Raw genomic sequence first — 26,241 nt, 5'->3', positions numbered from 1 at the left:
CCCTAGATGTTCTCGCCGGCGGGCTGCAGGCAGACCGTGCGCTCGGGTGGGCCGGCGTAGACGAGGGCGGTGTCGGCGGCGCCGCACGAGTCCTCGTCGCTGCTGCCCTGGTGGACGACCGCGCGGGCCTCGGCGTCGGGGTCGCTGCAGGTGACCTTGCTGATCTCGGCCTCGTCGTCGACGTCGCGCAGGCAGTCGCCGGACGAGACGTTGAGCGCCAGGCACAGCGTCTCGCGCGGTGCGCTGGTGCGGCTCGAACTACTGGAGCTGCTGGTGCCGCGGAAGAGCTGGAAGCGCACGTAGTCGCCGCCGTGGCAGCTCGAGGTGCCGTCTTCGACGTCGTCGACGCGGTAGGTGGCGCGCTGCTCGGAGCAGCTCACGCCGTGGTAACTCTGCGTGCTGACGCTCTCGTCGGACAGGTACAGGCAGCTGCCGGCCACCGGCGTGCCCGATGAGCGGGCGATCGCGGCCACGCCGAACGCGGCGAGCACGCCCACGCCGAGCGCCACCACGATTCCAGCTGCGACCAGCACCTTCGCGGTGCTCGAGAACGCTCGGGGCGCGCCAGGCCGAGGCGGCTTGAACGAGCCGGTGCCCGGCGGCTGGAACGGGTTGGCGGCGGACGGCACGCCGAACGGTGGTGTGGTCAAAGGTCCCCTCCAGCTTTTCCTGCCGATCATCTTGGCACCCGGACGGCCGCGACGGGAGGGGACGGCTCGGGGGAACGTATAAAGGACGGGTGACTGATGGCCCCCTGATCGTCCAGTCCGACAAGACCGTGCTGCTCGAGGTCGACAACCCTCAGGCCAACGACGCGCGGATCGCCATCGCGCCGTTCGCCGAGCTGGAACGCGCGCCCGAGCACGTGCACACGTACCGCATCACGCCCCTGGCGTTGTGGAACGCGCGCGCCGCCGGGCACGACGCGGAGCAGGTGGTGGACGCGCTCACCACGTACTCGCGCTTCCCCGTGCCGCAGCCGCTGCTGATCGACGTGGTCGACGTGATGGGCCGCTTCGGGCGGCTGCAGATCACCAACCACCCGGCCCACGGCCTGGTGATGTCGACCACGGACCGCGCGGTGCTGGAAGAGGTGTCGCGGCACAAGAAGATCAGCCCGATGCTGGGCGCCCGCATCGACGAGGACACGATGCTCGTGCACCCGTCCGAACGCGGGCGGCTCAAGCAGGCGCTGCTGAAGGTCGGCTGGCCCGCGGAGGACCTCGCGGGCTACGTGGACGGCGAAGCGCACCACATTGATCTCGACGAGCAGGACTGGCACCTGCGCGACTACCAGCGCCAGGCCGCGGAGGCGTTCTGGGCCGGCGGCTCGGGCGTGGTGGTTCTGCCCTGTGGCGCGGGCAAAACGCTGGTGGGCGCGGCGGCCATGGCGCACGCCAAGGCGACCACGCTGATCCTGGTGACCAACACCGTCGCGGGGCGGCAGTGGAAGCGCGAGCTGGTGGCGCGCACTTCGCTGACCGAGGACGAGATCGGCGAGTACTCCGGTGAGAAGAAGGAGATCCGCCCGGTCACGATCGCGACGTACCAGGTCGTGACGCGCAAGACCAAGGGCGAGTATCGGCACCTGGAGCTGTTCGACTCGCGGGACTGGGGCCTCGTTGTGTACGACGAGGTCCACCTGTTGCCGGCGCCTGTGTTCCGCATGACGGCGGATCTGCAGTCGCGCCGTCGCCTGGGTTTGACGGCAACCCTGGTGCGCGAGGACGGCCGTGAGGGTGACGTCTTCTCGTTGATCGGACCCAAGCGGTACGACGTTCCCTGGCGGGACATCGAGGCGCAGGGGTGGATCGCGCCCGCGGAGTGCACCGAGGTCCGCGTGACCCTGACGGACGCCGAGCGGCTCGCCTACGCGACTTCGGAGCCGGACGAGCGGTACAAGCTCGCGGCGACGGCGATGACGAAGATGCCCGTGATCAAGTCCATTGTGGAGCGCCACGTCGGCGAGCCCACCCTGGTGATCGGGGCGTACCTGGACCAGCTGGAGATGCTGGGCGCGGAGCTGGACGCACCCGTGATCCAGGGATCGACGCGCAACAAGGAGCGGGAGGAGCTGTTCGACCGCTTCCGCCGCGGTGAGCTGCGGACCCTCGTGGTGTCGAAGGTGGCGAACTTCTCGATCGACCTGCCGGAAGCGTCGGTGGCCATCCAGATCTCGGGCACCTTCGGCTCCCGGCAGGAAGAGGCGCAACGGCTCGGCCGGCTGCTGCGCCCCAAGGGCGACGGACGGCAGGCGCACTTCTATTCGATCGTTTCCCGGGACACAGTGGACACCGAGTACGCGGCGCACCGGCAGCGGTTCTTGGCGGAGCAGGGGTACGCGTACCACATCGTGGATGCGGAGGACCTGCGCCGACCGCTGTAGTCACCGGTTCGGCGTGAGCAGGACGATCGGGATGACGCGCTCGGTCTTCTGCGCGTATTCGTTGTACAACGGGAAGATCTCGGCCATCTTCGGCCAGAGCTTCGCGCGCTCTTGGTTGCCGGCGATCCGGGCGCGCGCGTCGAACCTCCGCGCACCGACCTGCACGCCGACGCTCGGCTCGGCCTCGAGGTTCTTGAACCAGGCCGGGTGGTCGTCGTCCCCACCCTTGGAGGCGACCACGACGAAGTCCTCGCCGCTAGTGCCGTAGATCAGGCAGGTGCGGCGGGGCTCGCCGGTCTTGCGGCCGGTGGTGGCGAGGATGAGGGTGTAGACGCCGTTCTGCTCGTGCCCCTCCCGGCCGCCCGAGCTCACGTACTTGCGCGTCTGCTCGGCCACCCAGTCCCACTTCGAGTCGGTAGCGCGTTCGATGTCCTCGGCGACGGCCATGGTGGTGGTCCTTTCGTGTTGCTCTGGGTTACGGCCTCGGCAGCCGTTCGTGTCCGGGAGACGGAGCCGGTGGCGGGTTCTCGACATCGGGTGGACGGGAAATTACCGGTTCTTTGCTCGTGGTGATCGGGGATCGCGCCGGCCTGTGGGTTGAGTTGGCGCTTGTCGTTCGGTTGGCCTGGGCGGATGGTGTTGTGCGGGTCCGGGCTCGCGCGCGCATGGGCGTGGACGTGGAAGCCGAACTCGCGGTGGTGAACGAAGATCGGAGTGCCCCTCGCCGCGCTGGTGCCACTCCGCGACTTGCCTGTGGTCGCGCCCCACGCACCATTGGTCGGCCCTGCCCTGCCCGCGCCGCGCACCCCACTCGCCATGCCCACACCGCTCGCCGCCGCGCACCCCACCTGCCATGTCCCACACCCCTCACCGCCGCGCACCCCACCCGCCAAGCCCCACACCGCTCGCCATCGCGCACCCCACCTGCCATGCCCCACACCCCTCACCGCCGCGCACCCCACCCGCCATGCCCCACACCCCTCACCGCCGCGCACCCCACCCGCCAAGCCCCACACCGCTCGCCATCACGCACCCCACCCGCGATGAACGCGCCAGCACCGCGTCGCACTCGCCGCGCCGCGGTGCCTCACAGCGCCTAGCCGCCGGTGAACATCGAACTTTCGCGTCACCCATCTGCCGCAGTGACCTCATCGGTCACAGCAGCCCCTCGCGACTCACCCCGACCTGCACTTTTCCACATTCACTCGAACGGATGAGCGAAACTCTCCCTGGAAATTGTCGGTCCCTCGAACTACTGTTCGACATGCAGGACCGAACACCAGTTCGAGGGGAAGCTCATGACGATCGCACCGTTCCGCCCCGGCCTCGGGGCACCGCCGGTCCAGACGTTGCCACCCGGGCAGTGGCACGGGCGCATCTGGGTGTCCGAGGAGCCGCTCGCGCGGCCGCACCGGTACCTGGAGTGCGTCGCGGAGTTCGAGCGCTCCGGGCTCTGGCCCGTGCTCATCCCGCACGACCAGCGGTTCGCCGCACGCGGGGAAGACTGGCTCGACGACCGCGGCCGCCTCGCCCCGGCGGGCCACCGCGTCGACTCCGTGGACCCCGCCGACGCCCTCGCGCGCTGGTGGGACACCTCGTGCTGCGACGGCGCGTGCCTGCGCCCCTTCGGCGCCCGCTTCCCCGGCCTCGCGCGCCGCTCGCACCGCCGCGCCGACCCCCTCGCCGAGGCGGGCAACACCGGCTCCATCCTGGCCAACCGCAGCGCCCACCGCCTCGGCCTGGTCCAGACCGACCGCCCGGCCGACATCCCCGCCCTCCTCGGCTGGACGGGCATGATCAAGTCCACCGATCAGGTCGCCGAGCTCTCCGCCGTCCTGCGCAGCTGGGAAGACCGCTTCGGCGCCACCCTGCTTTCCCTGGGCTTCGACTCCCTCACGCTGTCCGTCTCCGCCCCGCCGCGGACGCAGGCCCGCGCCCTCACCGTGGCGGCCGAGCATCGCGCCTTCAGCCTCCCCACGTACCTCTCCCAGCCCGGCACCCTTCGCGAGTACGCCAGCGGCCTCGTGCAGACCCGCCTGTGGACCTTCTCGTGGGCCTGACACCACCCCACCCGCGCCGGCCGGGCCTCCTGGTCCCCGAGGCCCGGCCGGCGCACCCAACGTCGCCGTCGTTTCCCGGCGGCGGGGCGAGGCGGTCCACCGCACTTTCCACCACACTGAGCAAGACAGGACGTGAGACAGATGTCCTCTCGGTTGGGTCGGCTGTCCCGAAGTCCGGTGCGGGTGTCCGGGCGGCGGTTGCGCGGGCGGGTTTACCGGAATCTGCCGAGGGGAATCACGCCGCGGAGGAAGGCGGTGAGGGAGATCGCCGGGATTCGGATCGGGACGTCAGGGTGGCGGTACCCGCCGTGGCGCCGCGAGTTCTACCCCGAGGGGCTGGCGCAGCGCCGCGAGCTGGAGTACCTGTCGCGGCGGCTGAACTCCGTGGAGCTCAATGGGTCGTTCTATTCGTTGCAAACTCCCGACCGCTACCGCGCCTGGGTCGACCAGACCCCAGCCGATTTCGTGTTCGCCGTGAAGGGCGGGCGCTTCATCACGCACCTCAAGCAGCTGCGTGACGTCGAGCCCGCCGTCGCCAACTTCTTCGCCTCCGGCGTGCTCGCGCTCGGCGCAAAACTGGGCCCGGTCCTGTGGCAGCTGCCCGCGCGGCTGGAGTTCGACCCCGACCGCGTCGAGACCTTTCTCGGCCTGCTGCCCCGCACCACCACCGAAGCCGCCGCGCTCGGCGCGAAGCACGACGACAAGCTCAAGACCCCGCCCCACCTCGAACCCGGCAAGAACCGGCCCATCCGGCACGCGCTCGAAGTCCGCCACCCCAGCTTCGTCACGCCGGAAGCCCTCGACCTGCTGCGAAAACACGACGTCGCCCTCGTCGTCGCCGACACCGCAGGCCGCTGGCCGTACCGCGAGGACCAGACCACGGACTTCACCTACGTCCGCCTCCACGGCGACGTCGAGCTCTACACCAGCGGCTACACCGATTCCGCCCTGCGCGCCTGGGCCACCAAGATCACCGCCTGGCACACCGACGGCCACCGCGACGTCCACGTCTACTTCGACAACGACGTCAAAGTCGAAGCTCCCCGCAACGCCATCACCCTCTCGAACCTCCTGCACCTCAAGCCGCCACCGGCACAGTGAGCGCACAGTGAGCGCCATCCGGTTGGCTGAGGCGTACGGGTGCAGGTGGTCTGCCTGCTGTCTCTGGGGGTCGGCACGCAGACCACCGCACCACGTGCCCCTGGCAACTTGCCACTCCCCACGGCAATCCCCACCATGATCCGGCAACTCGCAACCCGAACCGTCAATCCACGGCAAGCCCTGGCAAGCGCCAATGCCCCCGGCAACATGCCAGACACCGCGGCAACTCCCACCGCCTGACAAACCAGCGGCAGTCGCCAAGCCCGGTCGCAATTTGCCAAACCCCACAGCAACATTCCCCGCTGACCGGCACATCGCCTGCACCGGCGGCATCTCGCCACATCGAACGGCACGCTCGCCGCTCACCGCGATACATCCCGGCCAACTTCGCATGAACGCCGGACGGCGGCATGGGAGCGAGTGGCACCACGCCGCACCAAATGGCAAGCCGGCCGCCACCGGCAGCTCGCCCCGAGACCACCACCGCCAGCTCCGCCCAGACGTCTGCCGCGGCGACGCCAGGAGCACGTGGCATCTCGCCACACTCAATGGCAAGCCCAGACGCTCGCTCCGAAGCAACTCGGCCAAGTTCGGGTGCACGTCGGCCGCGGCCTGGCGCGAGCGGATGGCATCCCGCCGCACCGACCGGCACGCCAACCACAGCCGACAACTCACCCCGAGACATCGCCGCCAGCTCCACGTGACCTACAACCCCAGCAGCACAGGAGCGACCGGCATCCCACCACACCGAACGACACCCCAGCCACAGCCGACAACTCACCCCGAAACCATCGCCGCCAACTCCGCGCGACCTACGACCCCAGCAGCACACGAACGACCGGCATCCCACCACACCGAACAACAAGCCAGCCACAGCCGACACCTCACCCCGAAACCATCGCCGCCAGTTTGGCCCGGACGTCGGCCGCGTCGGGGTGGGCGAGGTCGGTGAGGAGGTGGACCGAGCGGAGCCAGCAGTCGCGGGCGGCGGCGGGGTGGCCGAGGCGCAGGTGGGCCGTGCCGAGTTGGGACAGGACGTCGGCGGCTTCGTAGTGCTCGTCCATCGCGAAGAACATGTCCACGGCGTCCGACATGCACTCGATGCCCTCAGCCGACCGGCCCACGCCGAGGAGGGCTTTGGCGCGGGTGGTCAGGGAGAAGCGGCCGTCACGAGGAGAAGGCGACAAGGCCAAGGCCTCGTCTGCCAAAGCCAGGGCTCGCGGGAAATCCCCGAACCGGCAGCACAAATCCCCCAGCGCGCGCAGCACGTTGGCCTCGAAGCCGGTCATCCGCAGGTCCCGCACGATCTCCAGCGCCCGCGTGCCGTGGGCGGAGCGCCGCGGGGAAGTCGGCCGACGAATCGGCCGCCATGGCCAGGTTGTACAGCGCCCGCGCCTCGCCCTCGCGCGAGCCGAGCTCGCGTTGCAGCACCAGCGCCTGCTCGAGGTACCGCCGCGCCGACGCGTAATCGCGCACGACCCCGTCGATCACGCCGAGACAGTTGAGGATCCCGGCCTCGCCAACCCGATCGCCGGACAGCCTCGTGCCCCGGAGGGCCAGCTCGTTGAGCGCCCGCCAGTCGTCGGCGCCCGCACGGCCGGCGAAGTAGGTGAACATCAGCCAAGTGAGCTTCCAGCAATGCGCGTATTCCCGCAGCCGGAACGCCAGGTGCACTGCCGCGACGAGGTTCCCGTACTCCGCGGCGAACCACGCCAGCCCGGCGTGGTAGTCGGCGAACTCGAGGCCACCGTCCACACGCAACTCCAGCGACCCGTAGATCCGCTCGGGCCGCATCGCTCGCGAAGCGTTCAACGCCGAAGAAAGGTAGAAATCCAACAGTCGCAACCGCGCCGCCGACGTCTCCTCCGAACTGTCCACATGGTACGCGAGCTCTGCCGCGTACGCCCGAATCAGATCGTGGAACTGGTAGCGCCCCGGCTGCGGCTGAGTAAGGAGGTGCGCGGACACCAGGGCGTCCAGAGCGAACCCCGGCGGCGACCCCAGCAGCACCGCGGCGACGGCGGGCGTCGCATCCGGGCCCGAAGGCAGGCCCAGTAGCCGCAACAACCGCGCGGCATCCGGCGGCAACGCCCGGTACGAGTAGGAGAACACCGAGCGGATGTTCGTCTCCTCGCCATCACCGAGGTCGAACAACCCGAGCCGGTCAGGCTCGGCGTCCAGCGCGTCCACAAAGGAACCCAGCGGGTAGTCCGGGAACTGCGCCGCCCGCACGGCCAGGATCCGGATCGCCAGCGGCAGCCCACCGCAGTACTCCACAAAGCGTGACGTGGCACCAGGATCCGCGTTGACCCGGTCGACGCCGATCGCCGAGGCCAGCAGCTCGACGGCGCCCGCCTCGTCCAGCTCCTCGAGCGCGATCCGGCGCGCGCCGTGCGTCGCGACGAGGCCGCGCAGCTGCCAGCGGCTCGTCACCACGACCAGGCAGCCCGGCCCCGGCAGCAGCGGCCGCACCTGATCGGTGCTATTGGCGTTGTCCAGCACCACGAGCAGCCGCCGCCCCGCCGTGTGCGTGCGCCACGTCGCGGCGCGACCGTCCACATCGGCCGGCATCTGGTCACCGGGGACACCCAGCGCCGACAGTAAAGTTTCCAGCGCCGACAACGGTTCCACCGGCTCGCCAGGGCCGTACCCGCGCAGGTTCAGGAACACCTGTCCACCCGGGAACGCATCCGCTATCTCGTGTGCGAAGTGTACGGACAGCGTGGTTTTCCCCATGCCACCCATGCCTTCCACGGAGGCGATGGGCGTCGACGTGCTGTCCTCCGCCGGAAGCAAAGCACGCAGCGCCTTCAAATCCGCCTCACGACCGGCAAAAGCGCCGAGGTCGGCCGGCAACTGGTGCGGCACCTGCGGCTCCACCGCCGGCTGATAAGGCGCCCCACCCAGCACGAGCCGGTGCACGCGCTGCAGGCCGGCGCCGGGATCGAGGCCCAGCTCCTCGGCGAGCACCGCGCTGATCCGCCGGTACACCTCCAACGCCTCGGCCTGCCGTCCGGAATGGAACAACGCGAGCACGAGCTGCTCGTGCAGCCGTTCCCGTAACGGGTGTTCCCGGGTCAGCCGCGTCAGCTCCGGCACGACGGTGCCGAACTCGCCGACGGCGATCAGCGCGTCGGCCCACAGCTCGCGCACCCGGATGCGTTCCTCGGCGAGCTGGCCGGCCTCATCGCGGTGCAGGGCGTCGGACTCGACGTTCTGCAGCGCCGGCCCGCGCCACTCCGCGAGTGCGTCGGCGAACAACCCCGCGGCACGACGGTGTTCGCCTTGTTCGAAAGCTGCCCTCCCCCGGGCGGCGAGTGTGCGAAAACGACCAAGATCCGTTGCCAACGGATCAAGCTCCAGCAGATAACCACCACGCTCTGTGCGAATCGCAACACCCGGGCCCAGCGCGCGCCGCAGCCTCAGCACGTACGTCTGAAGGGCGCCCTTCGAACGGCGCTGGTCGTCGTCCCACAGCCAGCGGCCGAGCTCGTCCACGGACACCACGCGGTTGGCGCGCAGCAGCAGCCCGGCGAGCACGATCAGCGGGCGGCTCCCGCCGAGCGGCACGGCTCGGCCCCCGGCCACGACCTCGGCCGGGCCGAGCACCCGGAAGTCGAGGCCGTCCACACGTCTCATTCTGGCCGGTCGCCGCCCGATCGGCACGTGACTTCGCCAGTGGCATGATCTGCGGTGATGAAGGTCTACGCGCTGCCCCTGCACAACCGGTTCCGGGACATCACCGTCCGTGAAGGCGTCCTGCTCGAAGGACCCGCCGGGTGGGGTGAATTCTGCCCGTTCGCGGACTATTCGGACGCCGAGAGCGTGCCGTGGCTGGCGAGCGCCCTGGAGGCGAGCGAGCAGGGCTGGCCCGCCGCGGTGCGCGAACGTGTCGAGGTCAACACGACCGTCCCCGTCGTGCCGCCGGACCGCGCCCACGCGCTGGTCCGCGCCTCCGGCTGCCGCACGGCGAAGGTGAAGGTCGCCGACAAGCGCTCCACGCTCGCCGACGACTGCGCCCGCCTCGAAGCCGTCCGCGACGCCCTCGGCCCGGCCGGCGCCATCCGCGTCGACGCCAACACGGCCTGGGACGTCGACACCGCCGTCACCGCGCTCGCCGCCCTCGACAAGGCGGCCGGCGGCCTTGAGTACGCCGAACAGCCGTGCCGCACCATCGACGAGCTGGCCGCCGTCCGGCGCCGCGTGTCCGTGCGCATCGCCGCCGACGAGTCGATCCGCCGCGCCGAGGACCCGCTGAAGGTCGCTGTCGCCGGGGCCGCCGACATCGCCGTGCTGAAGGTCGCCCCCCTCGGCGGCGTGCGGCGCGCGCTGGAGGTGGCCGAGGCGTGCGGGCTGCCGTGCGTCGTGTCGTCCGCCGTGGAGACCAGCGTGGGCCTCGCCGCCGGCCTGGCCCTCGCGGGCGCCCTCCCGCAGCTCGACTTCGCCTGCGGCCTGGGCACGATGTCCCTGCTGAACGGCGACGTCAGCACGACGTCGCTGTCCCCTGTAGACGGTTACCTCCCGGTCCTGCCGCAGGCACCGGTGCCGGATCGGTTCGAGGAATTCGCCGCAGCGCCGGACGTCACCGAGGCCTGGCTGGCGCGGTTGGACCGGGTGCGCGCGCTGCGCTGACCTTCAGCGCCACCGGCCCGGGTGAGCACGGGCCCCCGCCCACTCCTGGTCCGGCTCCTCCGCCAGCGGAGACGCACCGGCGCGGCGGCGGGCCTTGGTGCGCACGCGAATTTCCCTGACCTCACCTCAGGGTCGGAGTCCAGGGTCGGCCTCCGGGCCGTTCCCCGATGTGCCGAGGGGCCGCGCGGCGGAGTATTCATGGCATGACGAACAGCGTGTACACCCCGGAAACCAAGAAGCTCTTCCGCAGCCGCACCGACCGGATGTTGACCGGGGTGTGCGGGGGTTGGGCCGACTACCTCGGCGTCGACCCGACGATGGTCCGCATCGCGGTCGTGGCCGCGACGGTGCTGTCGGCCGGGATCATGTTGCCGGTTTACGTCGCCGCTGCCGTGCTGACGCCCGAAGCGACCCAGCCGACCGAAGCCGCCTGACCCACCGCGGCCGGGGAGGGCCGCGGCACTGGGGGAACGGGGTGGCACAACCAAGGGGGACGGCAAGACCCGGGCGTGGGGAGCGCCCGGGTCTTTTCGTATGTCCACATCGGACGAGACGCGCGAATGCGCCGGCCGGCCGGCCGAACACCAGACGACACGAACCGACTCGCCTCGCCGGCTTGCGTGTCACTGCCGCCGACGACCCGATCGATACCGGCCGATCTCGCACCCACACAATGCCAGGTAACCCGCACATCGGCACCGACGACGACCGACCTCCGCCGGCCGACTGCCTCACCGCCACCACCCGCAACCGACCCACGGCAGTCAAACCCGCGCCCACCCGCAACACCACACGGGCCGACGCGCACATCGGAACGGCTCACACGCCACAGGCACCAGCCAGACCAACGCCCATGCCCACAGCCGACCGCTACATCGCGCCGCAGGACCGGCACCGATCGAAGCCGCCGAAGCCCGACCGCAGGCACGAAACCGTGGCCGACAAAGGGAAAAGCCCGGCCCACCGAAGTGGACCGGGCTTTTCCGGATCTAGCGTCGAACAGCAGCCGAACTCAGAAGTCCATGCCACCCATGCCGCCGGACGGGTCGGCCGGAGCGGCGGAAGCCTTCTCCGGCTTGTCCGCGACGACAGCCTCGGTGGTCAGGAACAGCGCCGCGATGGAGGCGGCGTTCTGGAGCGCGGAGCGGGTGACCTTCGTGGGGTCCGGCACGCCGGCGGCGAGCAGGTCCTCGTAGACACCGGTGGCGGCGTTGAGGCCGTGGCCCTGCGGGAGGGACTTGACCTTCTCCGCCACGACGCCGCCCTCGAGGCCGGCGTTGATGGCGATCTGCTTGAGCGGAGCCTCGACGGCGACCTTGACGATGTTGGCACCAGTGGCCTCGTCGCCCTCGAGCTTCAGGCCCGCGAAGGCAGCCTCGGCGGCCTGGATCAGAGCCACGCCACCACCGGCGACGATGCCCTCTTCCACGGCGGCCTTGGCGTTGCGCACCGCGTCCTCGATGCGGTGCTTGCGCTCCTTGAGCTCGACCTCCGTCGCGGCACCGGCCTTGATGACGGCGACGCCGCCGGCCAGCTTCGCGAGGCGCTCCTGCAGCTTCTCACGGTCGTAGTCGGAGTCCGAGTTCTCGATCTCCGCGCGGATCTGGTTGACGCGACCCTGGATCTGGTCGGCGTCGCCCGCACCCTCGACGATCGTGGTCTCGTCGCGCGTGATCACGGCCTTGCGGGCGCGGCCCAGCAGCGACAGGTCCGCGTTCTCCAGCTTGAGGCCGACGTCCTCCGAGATCACCTGGCCACCGGACAGGATCGCGATGTCCTGCAGGATGGCCTTGCGGCGGTCACCGAAGCCCGGGGCCTTGACGGCGACGGACTTGAAGGTGCCGCGGATCTTGTTGACGACCAGGGTGGCCAGGGCTTCGCCCTCGACGTCCTCGGCGATGATCAGCAGCGGCTTGCCGGACTGGATGACCTTCTCCAGCAGCGGCAGAACGTCCTTGACGTTCGAGATCTTGGAACCGAAGAGGAGGATGTAGGGGTCCTCCAGCTCGGCTTCCTGGCGCTCCGGGTCGGTCACGAAGTAGCCCGACACGTAGCCCTTGTCGAAGCGCATGCCCTCGGTGAGCTCGAGCTCGAGGCCGAAGGTGTTGCTCTCCTCGACGGTGACGACGCCTTCCTTGCCGACCTTGTCCAGCGCCTCGGCGATCAGCTCGCCGATGGTGCGGTCAGCGGCCGAAATCGAGGCGGTAGCAGCGATCTGCTCCTTGGTCTCGATCTGGACGGCCATCTTGTGCAGCTGCTCGGTGATGGCCTCGACGGCCGCCTCGATGCCGCGCTTCAGGCTGATCGGGTCGGCACCCGCGGCGACGTTGCGCAGGCCCTCGCGCACGAGCGCCTGGGCGAGCACGGTGGCGGTGGTGGTGCCGTCACCCGCGACGTCGTCGGTCTTCTTGGCAACTTCCTTGACGAGCTCGGCCCCGATCTTCTCCCACGGGTCCTCGAGCTCGATCTCCTTGGCGATGGAGACACCGTCGTTGGTGATCGTCGGCGCGCCCCACTTCTTTTCGAGCACGACGTTGCGGCCACGCGGGCCGAGCGTCACCTTGACGGCTTCGGCGAGGGTGTTCAGGCCGCGCTCGAGACCGCGGCGGGCGTCCTCGTCGAACGCGATCAGTTTGGCCATTGCGGTGTGGTCCTCCGGTATTGGGCGCCACCGCCGCGCTGTGTCGTCAAACGACTGTCAGCGGCGGCAGCAGGACACGTCCTCGGCCAGGCTCGGTGCCCGCGACGGACGACTGACCTGGGCCAGCCTCACCGTCCCGACCTTCAAGCGCGCAGTCGGTGACCGCGTGCTTGGCACTCAACGGCGTCGAGTGCCAATGCCGTGTTTAGCACTCCCACGGTGAGAGTGCAAGAACCGCAGGTCAGTGGCGGCTGATCTCGCTCGTCAAGGTCACCATCGGCGATGGTCGTCGAGTTGGCGGGCCGTCCGGGTCAGCTATCGGTGCACGAGGGCCATTTGTCTGCCGCCCACTCCAGCCAGCTCGGCCAGCCCGCCGGTGCGGTGGGAATCTCGCCGCCGTCGAGTTCGGCGGCGTCAGGCACCTGGAACTGCTCTCGCCACGCACCCAGGTCGGCCTCGCTCATCGGGAACGTCTGATGCGGTGTCGTTTCCTGGCGGTGCACGATCCGGGCGAGCTGGACGTCCTTGTCCACGGGCAGGTAGACCACCTGGCATGACGCCCCGACCGACCGGGCCAGCCAGCGCAGTGCCGACCGTTCATCGCGGCTCCAGAGCCCGAAGTCGAGTACGACGCTGGTCCCCAGCCGCAGCGCCTGAAGGGCGACCGAGATGAGCCGCCCTTCGAGCACCCAGCGCTTGCCGTCGGCCATCGAATCGCCGAACAGCGGGATCATCCAGTGATCCGGGGTCAGCCGCAGCGCCCGCCGGGTTGCGGCGAGCTCTTTGGCACGGGTGGTTTTCCCAGCACCGGGGAGCCCGACCATCAGGAGCAGGGTGGCGGCACGCAGGTGCTGTGCAGTGCTGGGTCCGGCTGTGTGCGGGTGCTGTGAATCGAAGCGCTGCGACTGAGACATGACTTCCCTGATCAGGCAGGATGACCCGGCATCACAGGAATACGAGTGACTGCCGGCAGGACACTGATCCGGCGGTACGTCATGGCGCTGCCCCGCGCGAGGGGGCAGGCAATGGCCGCGGTTGCAGCAACCGCGGTACCGCCGCTAAGCGGCGGTTGTCGTCGTGGGTGCGCAGCAGCACATGCCTTGACCATAGCGGACAGCCGATCCTGTGGGGACGGATATCTGCCCTGTGCTTGCCGCAGGTCAGTGATCACGCTTGTCAGGGCGTGACGATGGCGAAGCCCGGGTCGTCCGAGTCCAGGAGGGCGAGCAGGCGCCCGAGGACCGCGGGGTCGCCGGTGTGGTCGAGGTCAGCCGGGTCGCCGCCGGACAGGAGGCCGAGCAGCTGTTCCTTGGTCAACGTGAGGGTCAGGTCGACGTCCGCGGCGGACGTCGGGTTCGCGGTCTGGATCAGCGCCCCGTTGGACAGGGTGGTGCGGATCGTGGTGGCGAGGTCGGTGAAGCGCCACTCGATGGTGAGCGGGTCGGCGGCGGCGCGGGGACCGTCGACGCGGATGGCGAGGGAGTCGAAGAGCTGCTCGACCGTGAGCGCCGCCGTCATGCCGCTGCCGATGTCGAGAGGCGGCGGGGTGATGCCCTTGCGGAGCTCGAGCGCGCCCACGAGGTAGAAGTTGCGCCAGGTCGGGTTCTCGGCGCCGTAGCCGAGGCGCTGGTAGACCTCGGCCAGCGCGTTCTTGGCGACGGAGCTGTCCGGGTCGGCGAACACGGCGTGCTTGAGCAGTTCGGCGGCGAAGCGGAGGTCGCCGGCGTCCGCGTACTCCTGAGCCTTGCCGAGGACGGCGGGCACCCCGCCGAGGACGTCCACGTAGCGCGTGGCCAGCGCCTGCGGCGGGTGCTGCCACAGCGACGTGGGGTGGCCGTCGAACCAGCCGAGGTAACGCTGGTAGATCGCCTTGACGTTGTGGCTGACCGAGCCGTAGTAACCCCGCGCGTGCCACGCGTTCTCCAGTGCCGGCGGCAGCGTGAAGGCCTCGGCGATCTCGATGCCGGTGGCGCCCTGGTTGAGCAGGCGCAGGGTCTGGTCGTGCAAGTACGCGTAGAGATCTCGTTGCTGTGAAAGGAACTTCACCACGCGGGCGGTGTCCCAGGTGGGCCAGTGGTGCGAGGCGAACGCCACGTCGGTGCGGGCGCCGAAGAGCTCGACCGCCTCGTCCAGGTAGTGGGCCCAGACGCGCGGGTCGCGGACCAGAGCGCCGCGCAGCGTCAGGAGGTTGTGCAGGTTGTGCGTGGCGTTCTCGGCCAGGCACAGGGCGCGGTGGTCCGGGAAGTGGAAGTTCATCTCGGCCGGTGCCTCGGTGCCCGGCGTGAGCTGGAAGACGACGCGGACGCCGTCGAGTACCTCTTGCTGCCCGGTCGCGGTGATGTCGACGGTGGGCGCGAGCAGCCCGGGCCGGCCCGTCGACGTGGCGATGCCGAGCCCGCCGCTGACCTGGCCGGTGGTGCTCACGTCGAGGGTGATGCCGTACATGTAGGTGGCGCGGCGGCTCATCGCCGTGCCCGCGTACACGTTCTCCGCCACGGCGTTTTCGAGGAAGCCCGCCGGGGCGAGGATCGGGACGTCACCCGCGCCGCCGGGCAGCACGCCCAGCACGCCGCCGAAGTGGTCGACGTGTGAGTGGGTGTAGATGACGGCGGTGACGGGCCGGTCACCGCGATGGGCGCGGTAGAGGGCGATCGCGGCCGCCGCGCATTCCTCGGAGATCAGCGGGTCGATCACGATCACGCCGCGCCCGCCTTCGACGAGCGTCATGTTGGAGATGTCGAAGCCGCGGACCTGGTAGATGCCGGTGGTCACCTCGTACAGCCCGTTGGTGCGGCACAGCTGCGCCTGCCGCCACAGGCTGGGGTTCACCGTGTCCGGGCAGTCGCCGTCGAGGTAGGCGTACGGGCGCAAGTCGAACACCGCGCGGCCGTCGGCGCCGGTGATCGTGACGGGGTCGAGCGTCGCGACGAGCCCGCGGGCGGCATCCTCGAAGTCCTGCCGGTCACCGAAATCCATGGCTGGCCCCCTCGACCTCCGGCGTGTCCCGGGAGTCGAACACAGCCGGGATTCGAGGTGGTCACCTGCCGGAGATGAGATCGCGGGTCAGCGGCTCGGCTGGATGGGGATCGACGCGGGCGGCGGCTTGAGCGACGGCGAGCCGGACTGCGAACCGCTGGGTCCGCCGGGGCCGACGGGGATGTTCGGCGCGGTCGTGGGGGTGGTCGTGCCGCCGCCGCTGTCGTCGCCGCCGAAGAGCAAGATCGCGCCGACGATCAGGCCGGCGAGCACGACGATCCCGAGGCCGATCCACAGCCACTTCCGGCCACCGCCGCTGCGCGACTGCTGGAACGCACCGGCGCCACCGGCGGGCGACGGCGGACGCAGCCGCATCGGGTCGCCGGGCGGGCCGTAACCCGGGTGCATGCCGGGGTAACCCTGTTGCTGGTTGGGGTAGTTGCCGTAGCCGGGCGGTGGGCCGGGTTGTCCCGGGTGACCGTGCTGGCCCGGATATCCTTGCGGTACTTGATGTCCTTGCGGCGGCAGGCCGGGGTAGCCGTAGCCGGGCGGTGGGCTTTGCGGCGGGGCGCCGTGGGGCTGACCGGGGTTCTGCGGGGCGCCGGACCAGCCGCCGGGGCCGCCCCACGGGTTTCCGTCGCCGGGTCCACCTTGCCCGAGTCCACCTTGGCCGGGTGTGCCCTGGCCACCGGGTCCGGTTTGGCCTGGTCCACCTGGGACACCAGGTCCGCCGGGACCGCCCTGGCCGCCGGGTCCCGACCACTGGGCGCCGTGCGCCGGGTCGTTCGCCTGACCACTCTGACCACCCTGACCACCAGGCCCACCGGGACTCTGCGGGCCGCCTTGGCCGTATCCCGGTTGCTGTCCGAAGGGCAGCATGCCGGCTCCCTCCCCCTGAGGACCGGGAGCACCCTGACTGCCCTGGCCGGCCTGACCACCGGCCGCACCCGGACCACCGAGAGCACCCAACCCGGCCAGTCCGTTCTGTATCCCGGCCCCGCCCGAACCCGGCGGCCCCGGCGGCGTGTCCGACGTCGCGAGCGGTCCCAGCGCCACGCGGGCGGCGGCGATCATCGCCACGCAGTTCGGGTACCGGTCGGCGGGGTTCTTCGCCATGCCCTTGCGGATCACGTCGTCGACGGCGGCCGGCAGCGCGACCACTCGCGAAACCGAGGGCGGCTCGCCGTTGAGGTGGCCCTTGATCACCGTCGGCACGTCGCCCTTGAACGGCGGGGTGCCGGTGAGGCACGCGTAGAGCACGCACGTGAGGGCGTACTGGTCGGTGCGCCCGTCGAGGGGCTCGCCGCGCAGGTGCTCGGGCGCGGCGTAGGTCGGGGAGCCCAGGAAGTCGCCGCCGCGCGTGCGGTGGCCGGTGGCGCCGCGGCGGGTGAGGCCGAAGTCGGCGACGTAGACGTGCTCGCGGGAGGTTTCCTTGCTGGTGACGAGCACGTTGGCGGGCTTCACGTCGAGGTGCACGAGGCCGCGGTTGTGCAGGGTGTCCAGCGCGTCGGCGACCTGGTCGAGCAGCGCCAGGGCGCGCGCGGGCGCGATCGGGCCCGAAGAGATCAGCCCGGCGAGGTCGCCGCCGTCGACCATGCGCATGGCGATGTAGAGCATGCCTTCGAGCTCGCCGAAGTCGTACAGGGGCACGATGTTGGCGTGGTCGATCGCGGACGTGTTGCGGGCTTCGTCCACGAACCGCTCGCGGAACTCGGCGTCGGTGCCCAGGTGGTCGCCGATGACCTTCAGCGCCACCTTCCGGCCGAGCCGCACGTCGGTGGCCTGGTAGGTCACGCTCATGCCGCCCTTGCCGAGCACCGAGTCGATGCGGTAGTTGCCCAGCCGGCGACCGGTGAGGTCCCCCGACACATCGCCTGTCACGCTGCGCAGCTTAACGCCCTGCATTCCGCAGCGATGGGCGGTTCGCCCAACCGGTCGGCTACCCCGGAATCAGGAGACCTTGCGGACGTCCGCGGCCTGACTGCGGCCGTCGCGGCCGGACTGGACCTCGAACTCGACCCGGTCCCCTTCGTCGAGCGTCCGGAATCCTTCGGCCTGGATCGCCGAATAGTGGACGAACACATCAGGCCCTTCGGCGGATTCGATGAACCCGTAGCCCTTTTCCGAGTTGAACCATTTGACGGTGCCGACAGCCACGGCGCCCTCCCTCAGGACAAGATCCGCTGTCCGTAGCGGCTGGAAGTGCAGTTCACGCTACCGGAATTACGCCCTTCGGCAATGGTTGATTCGCAGATTCGTCAGCCCCGGGAAACCCGCCTGTTACGCGCTTGCACGAGAACGGTGCCCGGTCCGGCGAAATCGAGGACCAGACCTTCGCCGGTGCGCAGCGACTGCGGGCCGCTCGGGTCCACGGCGCGCAGCCGGCACTGCAGCGTGTCCGGGTAGGCCAGCACGTAGTCCGGCCGCACGGTGACCAGCTCACCGGCCGACAGCTCGAACGAGTCGACGGGTCCCGGCGCGGTGAGCACGAGTGGACCGGTGCCGCTGTAGTGGTCGAGGAACCCGGCGTCGGCGCCGAAGAGCTGCTGCAACGGCGCCCACGTCTGGTCGTGACGCACGGAAGACGGCCGCGCGAGCACGGCGTCGCGGTGCACCGACCAGCCGGTATTGCCCGTGAGCTCCAGCGGGTAGACGTCGCCGGGCCCGAGCGGGGCGAGGTCGACCCAACCGCCCTCGACGGGCGCGGTGAACACGGAAACGCCGGGCTTGCGCGCGCCGCCCCGCGCCGACGGCGGAGCGCCTTCACGCACGCCGAAGCTGGTGGCCAGCATCGTGTCCGACGCCGACTGCACGGCCTCGCCTGGCGCGAGGTGCACTCGCGCGACGCCGAAGTTCGGGGTGTGCCTCGTGTGTACGCGCATGTCAGCGGGAGGGGACGTGCGAAAGGATCCAGCTGATCAGCGAAGACGGGTTGCGCGTCTGCGTGAGGATCTGGCCTGGGCCGGCGAAGTCGAACACGAAGCCTTCACCACTCTTCATCGACTGGATCACGCCCTGCGCGACCTTGCGGAGCTGGTACTGGACGGTGTCGGCGTAGGCCACCACGTGACCGGTGTCGACGGTGATCGCCTCGCCCGGCTGCAGCGTGATGACGTCGAGGGCGCCGTAACACGAGACCAGCACCTGGCCCTGGCCGGTGGCGTGCGACAGGAAGCCGCCTTCACCTCCGACCAGGTTCTTCATACCTCCCCAGCGCGTCTCCGTCTTCACGCCGTGCGACGAGGCGAGCCAGGAGCCGCGCGTGACGCACCAGCCGGTCTGGCCGTCGAGGGTCACGACCTGGATGTCGCCGGGCAGGTTGGCCGCGACGTCGACCCAGCCGCCGTTCTGGGGTGCGGTGTAGGTGGAGATGAAAAACGACTCGCCGCCGAGGAACGCGCGGCCGAGGCCCTTCATGATCCCGCCGTTGGCCTGCGACTGGACGGTCACGCCGTAGCTCGTCGCCATCATCGCGCCCGACTCGACCTGCACCGGTTCGCCCTGCGCCAGCTCCAGCCGCGCAACCGCGAACGACGGCTGGTGGCGGACTCGTACTTGCATCAGAACTCCCCTGATCCCCGACTCTTGCCGCGGGAGAGTGTTGCACGCCCGCGCGCGAGGGGGAGGATGGTCCGCGTGATCTCCGTCGATGCCTACCGCGAGACCGTGACCGAACTGCTCGGCCGCACGCCCGTGACGACCCTGCCCCTCGCCGAAGCCGCCGGGTTCGTCCTGGCCGAGGACGTGCACGCGGGGGTGTCACTGCCGCCGTTCGACAACTCCGCGATGGACGGCTACGCCGTGCGCGCGGCCGACGTCGCGGGCGCCGGGGCCGAGTCGCCCGTGACGCTGCCCGTGGCCGACGACATCCCCGCCGGGCGCGTGGACGTCGCGACGCTGGAGCCGGGCACCGCGCACCGGATCATGACAGGCGCGCCGTTGCCGCCGGGGGCCGACGCGATCGTGATGGTGGAGGACACCGACGGCGGCACTGTCGACGTGCGGATCGCCAAGGCCGCGACCTCGGGCGACCATGTGCGGCGTACCGGCGAGGACGTGGAGCACGGCGTGGTGGCCCTGCGCGCCGGCACCGTGCTCGGCCACTCGCAGCTGGGCCTCGCGGCGGCCGTCGGCCTGGCCGAGCTCGCCGTGCACCGGCCGCTGTCCGTGCTCGTGGTGTCGACCGGCACGGAGCTCGTCGAGGCGCCGAACCCGTTGCGGCACGGGCAGATCTACGAGTCCAACAGCGTGATGCTCGCCGCCGCGCTGCGCGAGCTGGGCTGCCACGTCGCCGTGGTGCGCAGCGTGGTGGACGACGTCGAGGAATTCCGCAAGATCATCGAGCCGAAGCTCGCGGACGCCGACTTGCTGATCACTTCGGGCGGCGTCAGCGCCGGCGCGTACGAGGTGGTCAAGGACGCGCTGACGGGCCAGGGTGTGCGGTTCCAGAAGATCGCCATCCAGCCCGGCGGGCCGCAGGGCTGCGGCCACTGGAACGGCGTGCCGGTGGTGACGCTGCCGGGCAACCCGGTGAGCGTGCTGGTGTCGTTCGAGGCCTTCCTGCGGCCGGCCTTGCTGTCGGCCATGGGCCACACCGACGTCGACCGCCGCCGGGTGCGCGCGCGGCTCTCGGAGGCCATGACCTCACCCAGCTCGCGACGTCAGTTCCGCCGTGGCTTCTACACGCCCACCGAGGGTGAGGTGACCGGCGTCGTCGGACCGCGGGGCGGGCCGGGCTCACACCTGCTGGCGGCGTTCACCCAGGCGAACTGCCTGATCGTGCTGCCGGAGGGGGTTGGTGAGGTGGCTGAAGGGACTGAAGTGGACGTGCTGCTGCTGTAGGGAAGTCCCTGTCGCGGCGCAGCGGGCTCCTGAGGAGGATCACCAGAGAGGCGAGCTGGACGCCGGCCATGATGAGCATCGTCTCGCGCACACCCAGCGCTTCGCCGAGGACACCGCCGAGGAACGCGCCCAGCGGGATGGTGCCGTAGTTGACGACGGCGGAGCTCGCGGTGATGCGGCCGAAGAGCTCGGGTGGGCAGTAGGTCTGGCGGAAGGTACCGACGAGCACGTTCGACCCGACGATCCCGGCGGCGACGCCCATCCCGGACAGCACGAACACCGTGAGCCCGGCGCCCGGGGTGGCAAACGGCCCGAGCAGCATCGCCGGCGCGGCCAGCGCTTCGCAGAGCAGGAACGCGCGCGCCGCCCCGACGCGCTTGCCCAGCCGCGCGGCCAACGGCGCGCCGGCGACACCGCCGACTTCCGCGATTGCCAGGACCACCCCCACGGCTCCCGGCCCGGTGCCCAGGTCGCGGACGAGGAACACGACCTGAATGGCGGCGTACCCGTCGAGCGCGAGGTTCGCGACGGCGGCGGCTCCGATGAGGGACCGCAGGTACCGGTCGCGCGCGATGAAGCCGATACCCTCGGCGATCTCGGTGCGCAGGCGTTGCCTGCCACGGGGCTTCGGGGTTTCCTTCGCCCGCACGGAACACAGGCACAGCACAGAAATTCCGAAACTCACAGCGTCGGCCAGCACCCCGGTGACAGATCCCGCGACGGCCGCGAGCAGCCCCGCCAGCCCGGGCCCACCCACCTGCGCGGCGGACTCGCTGCCCTGGAGCTTCACGTTGGCCTCGAGCAACTGCGCTTTGGTCACGATCACCGGCACGTAACTGCGGTAGGCCAGCGAGAAGAACACCTTCGCGAACCCGCCGACCAGCGCCGCGCACAGCAGGTACGGCACCGTGAGCCACCCGGCCACGTACCCGACCGGGACGGCCGCGAACGCCACCATCGACACCACGTTGCAGGTCACCATCACGCGCCATTTGCGCCACCGGTTCACCCAAGCCCCGGCCGGCAGCCCCACCACCAACCACGGCACCCACGCGACCGCGGTCAGCAGCGCCACCTCGAACGTCGAGGCGTGCAGGACCAGCAACGCGACGAGCGGCAACGACGTGCCGGCGACTGCGCTGCCGAGGGTGCTGATCGTCTCGCCGGTCCAGATGAGGCGGAAGTTGCGGTCTCGCCGTAGGGCTGTGGTCATTTTCGCGTCAGTCATGGGTTATCGGGGTGGTTCGGGCGGTTGCGGACCTTTTGCTGCTTGGTGTGGATTCGGTTGGTCGCCGAGGGTTTTGTGCGGATGGGCGGTATTTGCGTGCCTGCAGGGTGTTGCTCGCTTCGGCGGCTTTGTCTGCCTGAAGGGCTTTGCTGGGTCGAAGGGCTTTGCTGGGCCGAGCGACTTTGCGCGGCAGAAGGGTCTTGCGCGCGAGCGGCTTTGCGGACCCGAAATGCGCCGTCGGCCCGAATGGCCTTGCCCTTTCAGGTTTGCCCATCCAAAGGAGTTCGCTGGTGGGAGCGTGAGTGCCCGGGGGCCGCCGGAGCAAGCGGCTTTGCCCGCCCGCGGCATTCGGTACTCGAAGGGCCTCGCTGGAGCAAGCGGCTTTGCCCGCCCGCGCAGCTTCGCGTACTCGAAGGGCCTCGCTGTTGCACGCGCCTTGCCCGCCTGCGCGCGGTTTGGCGTACCCGAAGGGCGTCCATGGCGCGACCGCCTTTGCCCGCCTGCGCCGCTTGGCGTATTCGACGGGCCTCGCCCGAGCAAGCGGCTTTGCCCGCCCGCGCAGCTTGGGGTGCCCGCAGCGCCTCGCCGGAGCCATCGGCTTTGCTCCCCAACGGGCTTCGCCCGCCCGACCGATGTTGCGTACCCGAAGCGGTTCCACCAGCCCGAACGGCTTTGCCAGCCCGAAGGGGTTTTGCGCCATCACCAATCGGCTTCGCCCAACTGACGAAGCTTTTCGAGCGAAATCGCGGCCGAGCCGCTTATGCCCCCAGTAACTCACCTTGGGAAAGCCCCCACCCATCCTCGGGGGAGCGGCCCTTGGCCAGTCTACCGCCCCCCATCGACAAAACGATCTCCGAAGCCGAGTTGTCCACAGCGAACCCCGAGTTGTGGACAACAACAGAAAACCCGACCCCGCAACAAAAAACACACCGACACAACACCGATCACGGTTGCGCAGGAAAGCCTCGGGCGAAAAGGAAGACCGGGCGGCGCTCGGCGGAGTCGTCAGGGGCGGGGCGGTCGGTGTACTCGGCGAACAAGGCCAGGATGCGGGAGCTCAGCTCCATCACCTCCGCAGGAGACAAGCGCGCCCAGGTTTCGTTGGTGAACCAGGCGTCGCGCCACTTGGGGGGTTCCGTTTCCAGGTCCGAGAGCCACGAGCGGGACAGCGAAGCCTGCCGGTCGAGCGCGACGACCTCGGCCGCGTCGCCCACGGGATCGCCGACGAAGTCCGAAGTGGACCAGGACAGGCTTCGGGAAGGGCGGCGCCACCAGCGTTCGCGGCGGTCGCGGGCGAGTTCGGGGGCCTCTTCGACCAGGCCGGCGGCCGAGAGGACCTTCAGGTGGTGCGAGATGTTGCCGACGGCGGAGGTCGTGCGTTCGGCCAGCATCGACGCGGTGGCTGGGCCGTCGAGCTTCAGGACGTCGAGGAGGCGCCGGCGCAGAGGGTGGGACATCGCGGCCAGCACGTGGGAGTCGCGGATCTGCTGGACGTCAACGGGATCAGACACAATCCACAAGAGTAGTTGCACAACCAGCATTGCACAACACCCCTTGTGGAACCGCGTCCCAGGTATCCTCACCCGCATGGGCTTCTTCACCTGGATCGTCTTCGGTGCGCTGGTCGGCTGGCTCGCGAACCTGGTCGTCGGCGGGCCGGACCGGCGCCGGCAGGGGTGCCTGGTCAGCGTGCTCGTCGGGGTGCTCGGGGCGGCGCTCGGCGGCTTCATCTACCGGCTGGCGACGGGTGAGCAGCAGCGCTTCGAGTTCGACTTCCCGAGCTTCGGCGTCGCGATCCTGGGCGCGATCGTCCTGCTGGCGGTGCTGCGGCTGGTCAGCTCGATCGGCCGGCGGTCCCGGCGCGACGACTATCCGCACGACAACTACCGGCGAGACAACTACCGGTAACGGTTTACACACGAACCGTCAGTAACCCCCGGAAACCGCCTAAACTGATCAGTTCCGCGTCCGGGTGCATGCGTCGTCGGGGGACGCATGCACCCGGCCCGCCCGGATCGCCTCCCGGACCACGCGCACAGCGTGCGCCGTGTCCACCAGCACAGGCATGGGCGCGGCGGAGATCTCTCGTCGCCAGGCGCACAGCAGCTCGGTGAGCGGATCGGGTACGGACATCGCTTCCTCGGCGGACTCAGGCCCGGGCACGGCTCCCGAACGGCGGGTACTACTGAGAGTTGTCGAGGAATTCGATCAGTCGTTACCGGTTTGTGGGCACGCCCACCCGCGTCGGGGAAACCCTTGCGGGGGAGCCGCCACCGGCCCTGGACGTGTCCGTCCGCCGACGGGCGGTAGCGTGGTGATTCCCAAATCGGACGTGAAACCCGTCCTCTCCCTCCGAACGCAACGAACAGCGGGGAACCGATCCATGAGCGGCAAGCCCACCGGCAATCCCCTCACGCACGCAGTGCAGCTCGCGCGGGAGACCATCCCGCCGATGCACCCCGCCGGACGCCCGTTCGTGTTCGGCGGGCTGGCGGCAACGCTGGTGCTGCGCCGGTTCTCCAAGCGCCTCGGTCTGGTCGGCGCGCTCGCGACCGCGGCCACCGCCGCGTTCTTCCGCGAGCCCGCCCGCGTCGCGCCGCAGCGGGACAACATCGCGGTGGCCTCGGCCGACGGTCTGGTGTCGCTCATCGAGGAGGCCGTGCCGCCGCCTGAGCTGGAGCTGCCCGCCGAGCCGCGGATGCGCGTGAGCGTGTTCCTGTCGGTGTTCGACGTGCACGTCCAGCGGATCCCGGCCCCCGGCGTCATCGAGAAGGTGGCCTACCGGCCGGGCAAGTTCCTCTCCGCGGACCTGGACAAGGCGAGCGAGGACAACGAGCGCAACTCCGTGCTCATGCGCACCGTCGACGGCCACGAGCTCGTCGTCGTGCAGATCGCCGGCCTCGTCGCGCGCCGAATCCTGTGCGAGATCCACGAGGGCGACAAGGTGGCCGCGGGTGCCACCTACGGCATCATCCGGTTCGGCTCCCGTGTCGACCTCTATCTGCCGCCCGGCAGCCGCGTGCTCGTCGAGAAGGGCCAGCGCACGGTCGGCGGCGAGACGGTGATCGCCGAACTCCCGGCACTGGCAGAAGGCTGATCTCATGGTCCGCGTGACCACCCCGAGCATTCGGCTGCTGCCGAACGCCATCACGGTGCTGGCGCTGTGCGCCGGGCTGTCGTCCGTGCAGTTCGCGCTCACGGGCAACTACGCCATGGCCATCGCGGCCATCGGCATCGCGGCGGTGCTCGACAGCCTCGACGGGCGCATCGCGCGCCTGCTCGACGCGACGTCGAAGATGGGCGCCGAGCTCGACTCGCTGTCCGACGGCATCTCGTTCGGCGTGGCGCCGGCGCTGGTGCTGTACGTGTGGCAGTCGCACGGCGACCGCATCGGCTGGGTGGCTTCACTGATCTTCGCCGTCTGCATGATCCTGCGCCTCGCGCGCTTCAACACCCTGCTCGACGTCACCGACAAGCCGCCGTACGCGGGGGAGTTCTTCGTCGGCGTGCCCGCGCCGGCCGGCGGCCTCGTCGCCATGCTGCCGCTCATCGCGACGCTGCAGTGGGGCGAGGGCTGGTGGTCCGAGCAGTACGTGGTGATCGTCTGGACGATCGCCGTCGCCGCGCTGCTGATCAGCCGCATCCCGACGTTGTCGCTGAAGACCGTCAAGGTGCCTGCCAGGGCCATCGCGCCGCTGCTGGTGGGCGTCGGCCTGCTGGCCGCCGCGATCATCCAGTTCCCGTTGGTGGCGCTGGCCATCGCGCTGGTGCTGTACCTGCTGCACATCCCGTACGCGGTGTACCGGAACCGTTGGCTCGCCGCGCACCCCGAGGCGTGGACGGTCCCGCCGCGCGAACGCCGCGCCATCCGCCGTGCGCGTTCGCAGCGGCGTCTGCGGCTGCGCCCGGCGTCTCGCCGCGTCGCGGGCGCGGCGATGCGCGCGGTGCGGCTGCCGCGCAACAGCTCGGACTTCGTGCGGGCAACGCGGGCGTTGCGGGACCGGGACCACTCGGGCACCGGCAACTCGAGCTCGAGCTCGACTTCCGGCCCGAACCAGCGCCGCCGCAGCTGGCGGCGGATCGGGATCCGGCGCCGCTGAGGCCCGCGACCGACCTAGTGGTCTGTGTTTGAAGTGGTCTGACGGTTGGATTTCTTGAGGATCTCGTCGGCGGTTTTGGTCCAGATGAAGGGGTGGCAGCGTTCGTTCCAGCCGTCGATGAAGGCGCGGATCTTGGCGTTGAGGTCGTGGACGGAGCGGAAGCTGCCGCGGCGGATGGTGTGGCGTTCGATGATGCCGAACCAGACCTCGACCAGGTTGAGCCAGGAGCCTGAGGTCGGGGTGAAATGGACGTGGATTCGCGGGTTCGCCGCGAG

General features: G+C 70.1%; 23 protein-coding genes and 1 pseudogene. 9 read left to right on the top strand and 15 right to left on the bottom strand.

The annotated features are described in order from the left end of the window. Positions 1-2: 2 nt before the first annotated feature. Positions 3-650 (bottom strand): hypothetical protein, encoded by a 648-nt coding sequence (locus AB0M56_RS26100; RefSeq protein ID WP_364180255.1) that lies wholly within the window; start codon positions 648-650, stop codon positions 3-5. Between the two features lie 89 nt (positions 651-739). Here AB0M56_RS26100 and AB0M56_RS26095 point away from each other — a divergent pair, with 89 nt between their 5' ends. Further along, positions 740-2,386 carry a DNA repair helicase XPB gene (locus AB0M56_RS26095; protein WP_364180253.1) on the top strand — a complete coding sequence of 549 codons (1,647 nt, stop codon included), beginning with the start codon at positions 740-742 and terminating at the stop codon, positions 2,384-2,386. Here the strand turns inward: AB0M56_RS26095 and AB0M56_RS26090 are convergent, their stop codons facing one another. Then, a complete protein-coding gene (locus tag AB0M56_RS26090) occupies positions 2,387-2,833 on the bottom strand; it encodes a nitroreductase family deazaflavin-dependent oxidoreductase (RefSeq protein WP_364180251.1) in 447 nt (148 codons plus the stop codon). Positions 2,834-3,684: 851 nt separating this feature from the next. On the opposite strand from AB0M56_RS26090, the gene AB0M56_RS26085 reads away from it, so the two are divergent. Then, positions 3,685-4,446 (top strand): DUF4253 domain-containing protein, encoded by a 762-nt coding sequence (locus AB0M56_RS26085; protein WP_364180249.1) that lies wholly within the window; start codon positions 3,685-3,687, stop codon positions 4,444-4,446. 255 nt (positions 4,447-4,701) lie between these two features. Continuing rightward, positions 4,702-5,547: a DUF72 domain-containing protein gene (locus AB0M56_RS26080; RefSeq protein ID WP_364180247.1), complete on the top strand. Its 846-nt coding sequence runs from the start codon at positions 4,702-4,704 to the stop codon at positions 5,545-5,547. Between the two features lie 884 nt (positions 5,548-6,431). Here AB0M56_RS26080 and AB0M56_RS26075 read toward each other — a convergent pair. Together AB0M56_RS26075 and AB0M56_RS26070 are read right to left on the bottom strand one after the other, a co-directional pair. Continuing rightward, positions 6,432-6,734, bottom strand: coding sequence for a hypothetical protein (locus AB0M56_RS26075; RefSeq protein ID WP_364180245.1), 303 nt, complete (start codon positions 6,732-6,734; stop codon positions 6,432-6,434). Beyond that, positions 6,715-9,177, bottom strand: coding sequence for a BTAD domain-containing putative transcriptional regulator (locus tag AB0M56_RS26070; protein ID WP_364180243.1), 2,463 nt, complete (start codon positions 9,175-9,177; stop codon positions 6,715-6,717). Before AB0M56_RS26070 ends, AB0M56_RS26075 begins: the two co-directional genes overlap by 20 nt. 66 nt (positions 9,178-9,243) lie before the next feature. Here AB0M56_RS26070 and AB0M56_RS26065 point away from each other — a divergent pair, with 66 nt between their 5' ends. Both AB0M56_RS26065 and AB0M56_RS26060 read left to right on the top strand, forming a co-directional pair. Then, the gene (locus AB0M56_RS26065; protein WP_364180241.1) at positions 9,244-10,179 is read left to right on the top strand and encodes an o-succinylbenzoate synthase; all 936 of its coding nucleotides are present in this window, start codon (positions 9,244-9,246) and stop codon (positions 10,177-10,179) included. 203 nt (positions 10,180-10,382) lie between these two features. Further along, entirely contained in the window at positions 10,383-10,613 is a 231-nt protein-coding gene (locus AB0M56_RS26060) for a PspC domain-containing protein (protein ID WP_364180239.1), read from the top strand. Between the two features lie 578 nt (positions 10,614-11,191). Here the strand turns inward: AB0M56_RS26060 and groL are convergent. The 7 genes from groL to AB0M56_RS26025 all read right to left on the bottom strand — a co-directional run bounded on the left by groL (position 11,192) and on the right by AB0M56_RS26025 (position 19,357). Beyond that, complete coding sequence (gene groL, locus AB0M56_RS26055) at positions 11,192-12,820, bottom strand: chaperonin GroEL (protein WP_326566586.1); 1,629 nt, start codon at positions 12,818-12,820, stop codon at positions 11,192-11,194. Between the two features lie 311 nt (positions 12,821-13,131). Continuing rightward, the gene (locus AB0M56_RS26050) at positions 13,132-13,644 is read right to left on the bottom strand and encodes an ATP-binding protein (RefSeq protein ID WP_364180237.1); all 513 of its coding nucleotides are present in this window, start codon (positions 13,642-13,644) and stop codon (positions 13,132-13,134) included. 352 nt (positions 13,645-13,996) lie between these two features. Beyond that, positions 13,997-15,796, bottom strand: a complete 1,800-nt coding sequence (locus AB0M56_RS26045) for an alkyl sulfatase dimerization domain-containing protein (RefSeq protein WP_364180235.1) — start codon at positions 15,794-15,796, stop codon at positions 13,997-13,999. 87 nt (positions 15,797-15,883) lie between these two features. After that, the gene (locus tag AB0M56_RS26040) at positions 15,884-17,677 is read right to left on the bottom strand and encodes a serine/threonine-protein kinase (RefSeq protein ID WP_364180233.1); all 1,794 of its coding nucleotides are present in this window, start codon (positions 17,675-17,677) and stop codon (positions 15,884-15,886) included. Positions 17,678-17,746: 69 nt separating this feature from the next. Further along, the gene (locus AB0M56_RS26035; protein WP_204093028.1) at positions 17,747-17,953 is read right to left on the bottom strand and encodes a cold-shock protein; all 207 of its coding nucleotides are present in this window, start codon (positions 17,951-17,953) and stop codon (positions 17,747-17,749) included. Positions 17,954-18,054: 101 nt separating this feature from the next. Continuing rightward, positions 18,055-18,678 (bottom strand): AIM24 family protein, encoded by a 624-nt coding sequence (locus AB0M56_RS26030; protein ID WP_364180232.1) that lies wholly within the window; start codon positions 18,676-18,678, stop codon positions 18,055-18,057. A 1-nt stretch (position 18,679) separates the two neighbouring features. Continuing rightward, complete coding sequence (locus AB0M56_RS26025; protein ID WP_364180230.1) at positions 18,680-19,357, bottom strand: TIGR00266 family protein; 678 nt, start codon at positions 19,355-19,357, stop codon at positions 18,680-18,682. Positions 19,358-19,432: 75 nt separating this feature from the next. Between AB0M56_RS26025 and glp the strand changes: the two genes are divergently transcribed. Next, positions 19,433-20,638 carry a gephyrin-like molybdotransferase Glp gene (gene glp, locus AB0M56_RS26020; RefSeq protein ID WP_364180228.1) on the top strand — a complete coding sequence of 402 codons (1,206 nt, stop codon included), beginning with the start codon at positions 19,433-19,435 and terminating at the stop codon, positions 20,636-20,638. Here the strand turns inward: glp and AB0M56_RS26015 are convergent. Further along, the gene (locus tag AB0M56_RS26015; RefSeq protein WP_364180226.1) at positions 20,553-21,866 is read right to left on the bottom strand and encodes an MFS transporter; all 1,314 of its coding nucleotides are present in this window, start codon (positions 21,864-21,866) and stop codon (positions 20,553-20,555) included. The two genes, glp and AB0M56_RS26015, sit on opposite strands and share 86 nt — an antisense overlap. A gap of 944 nt (positions 21,867-22,810) precedes the next feature. Continuing rightward, positions 22,811-23,377, bottom strand: coding sequence for a helix-turn-helix domain-containing protein (locus AB0M56_RS26010; protein WP_364180224.1), 567 nt, complete (start codon positions 23,375-23,377; stop codon positions 22,811-22,813). 76 nt (positions 23,378-23,453) lie between these two features. On the opposite strand from AB0M56_RS26010, the gene AB0M56_RS26005 reads away from it, so the two are divergent. Beyond that, positions 23,454-23,774: a GlsB/YeaQ/YmgE family stress response membrane protein gene (locus AB0M56_RS26005; protein WP_354875252.1), complete on the top strand. Its 321-nt coding sequence runs from the start codon at positions 23,454-23,456 to the stop codon at positions 23,772-23,774. Between the two features lie 48 nt (positions 23,775-23,822). On the opposite strand, the gene AB0M56_RS26000 is transcribed toward AB0M56_RS26005, so the two are convergent. Beyond that, the gene (locus tag AB0M56_RS26000; protein WP_354875250.1) at positions 23,823-23,999 is read right to left on the bottom strand and encodes a hypothetical protein; all 177 of its coding nucleotides are present in this window, start codon (positions 23,997-23,999) and stop codon (positions 23,823-23,825) included. Positions 24,000-24,249: 250 nt separating this feature from the next. Between AB0M56_RS26000 and AB0M56_RS25995 the strand changes: the two genes are divergently transcribed. Continuing rightward, entirely contained in the window at positions 24,250-24,963 is a 714-nt protein-coding gene (locus AB0M56_RS25995) for a phosphatidylserine decarboxylase (protein WP_364180223.1), read from the top strand. Positions 24,964-24,967: 4 nt separating this feature from the next. Next, positions 24,968-25,966, top strand: coding sequence for a CDP-diacylglycerol--serine O-phosphatidyltransferase (gene pssA / locus AB0M56_RS25990; protein WP_364180222.1), 999 nt, complete (start codon positions 24,968-24,970; stop codon positions 25,964-25,966). 14 nt (positions 25,967-25,980) lie between these two features. On the opposite strand, the pseudogene AB0M56_RS25985 reads toward pssA, so the two are convergent. After that, positions 25,981-26,241 (bottom strand): annotated as a pseudogene (locus AB0M56_RS25985) (IS630 family transposase); the annotation flags it as partial.

Origin of the sequence: Amycolatopsis sp. NPDC051372, assembly GCF_040682095.1 — a bacterium.
Lineage (GTDB): Bacteria > Actinomycetota > Actinomycetes > Mycobacteriales > Pseudonocardiaceae > Amycolatopsis.
The sequence above is the reverse complement of the archived record's forward strand: the minus strand, read 5'-3'. Positions and strand labels throughout refer to the sequence as shown.

Excerpts from the sequence above, each read along its gene's own strand:
- AB0M56_RS26005 (WP_354875252.1), top strand. The coding sequence starts at position 23,454 with ATGGGCTTCTTCACCTGGATCGTCTTCGGTGCGCTGGTCGGCTGGCTC.
- AB0M56_RS26000 (WP_354875250.1), bottom strand. The coding sequence starts at position 23,999 with ATGTCCGTACCCGATCCGCTCACCGAGCTGCTGTGCGCCTGGCGACGA.
- AB0M56_RS26090 (WP_364180251.1), bottom strand. The coding sequence starts at position 2,833 with ATGGCCGTCGCCGAGGACATCGAACGCGCTACCGACTCGAAGTGGGAC.
- AB0M56_RS26085 (WP_364180249.1), top strand. The coding sequence starts at position 3,685 with ATGACGATCGCACCGTTCCGCCCCGGCCTCGGGGCACCGCCGGTCCAG.
- AB0M56_RS26045 (WP_364180235.1), bottom strand. The coding sequence starts at position 15,796 with ATGGATTTCGGTGACCGGCAGGACTTCGAGGATGCCGCCCGCGGGCTC.
- AB0M56_RS26025 (WP_364180230.1), bottom strand. The coding sequence starts at position 19,357 with ATGCAAGTACGAGTCCGCCACCAGCCGTCGTTCGCGGTTGCGCGGCTG.
- pssA (WP_364180222.1), top strand. The coding sequence starts at position 24,968 with ATGGTCCGCGTGACCACCCCGAGCATTCGGCTGCTGCCGAACGCCATC.
- AB0M56_RS26015 (WP_364180226.1), bottom strand. The coding sequence starts at position 21,866 with ATGACTGACGCGAAAATGACCACAGCCCTACGGCGAGACCGCAACTTC.
- groL (WP_326566586.1), bottom strand. The coding sequence starts at position 12,820 with ATGGCCAAACTGATCGCGTTCGACGAGGACGCCCGCCGCGGTCTCGAG.
- AB0M56_RS25995 (WP_364180223.1), top strand. The coding sequence starts at position 24,250 with ATGAGCGGCAAGCCCACCGGCAATCCCCTCACGCACGCAGTGCAGCTC.
- AB0M56_RS26065 (WP_364180241.1), top strand. The coding sequence starts at position 9,244 with ATGAAGGTCTACGCGCTGCCCCTGCACAACCGGTTCCGGGACATCACC.
- AB0M56_RS26030 (WP_364180232.1), bottom strand. The coding sequence starts at position 18,678 with ATGCGCGTACACACGAGGCACACCCCGAACTTCGGCGTCGCGCGAGTG.
- AB0M56_RS26060 (WP_364180239.1), top strand. The coding sequence starts at position 10,383 with ATGACGAACAGCGTGTACACCCCGGAAACCAAGAAGCTCTTCCGCAGC.
- AB0M56_RS26050 (WP_364180237.1), bottom strand. The coding sequence starts at position 13,644 with ATGGTCGGGCTCCCCGGTGCTGGGAAAACCACCCGTGCCAAAGAGCTC.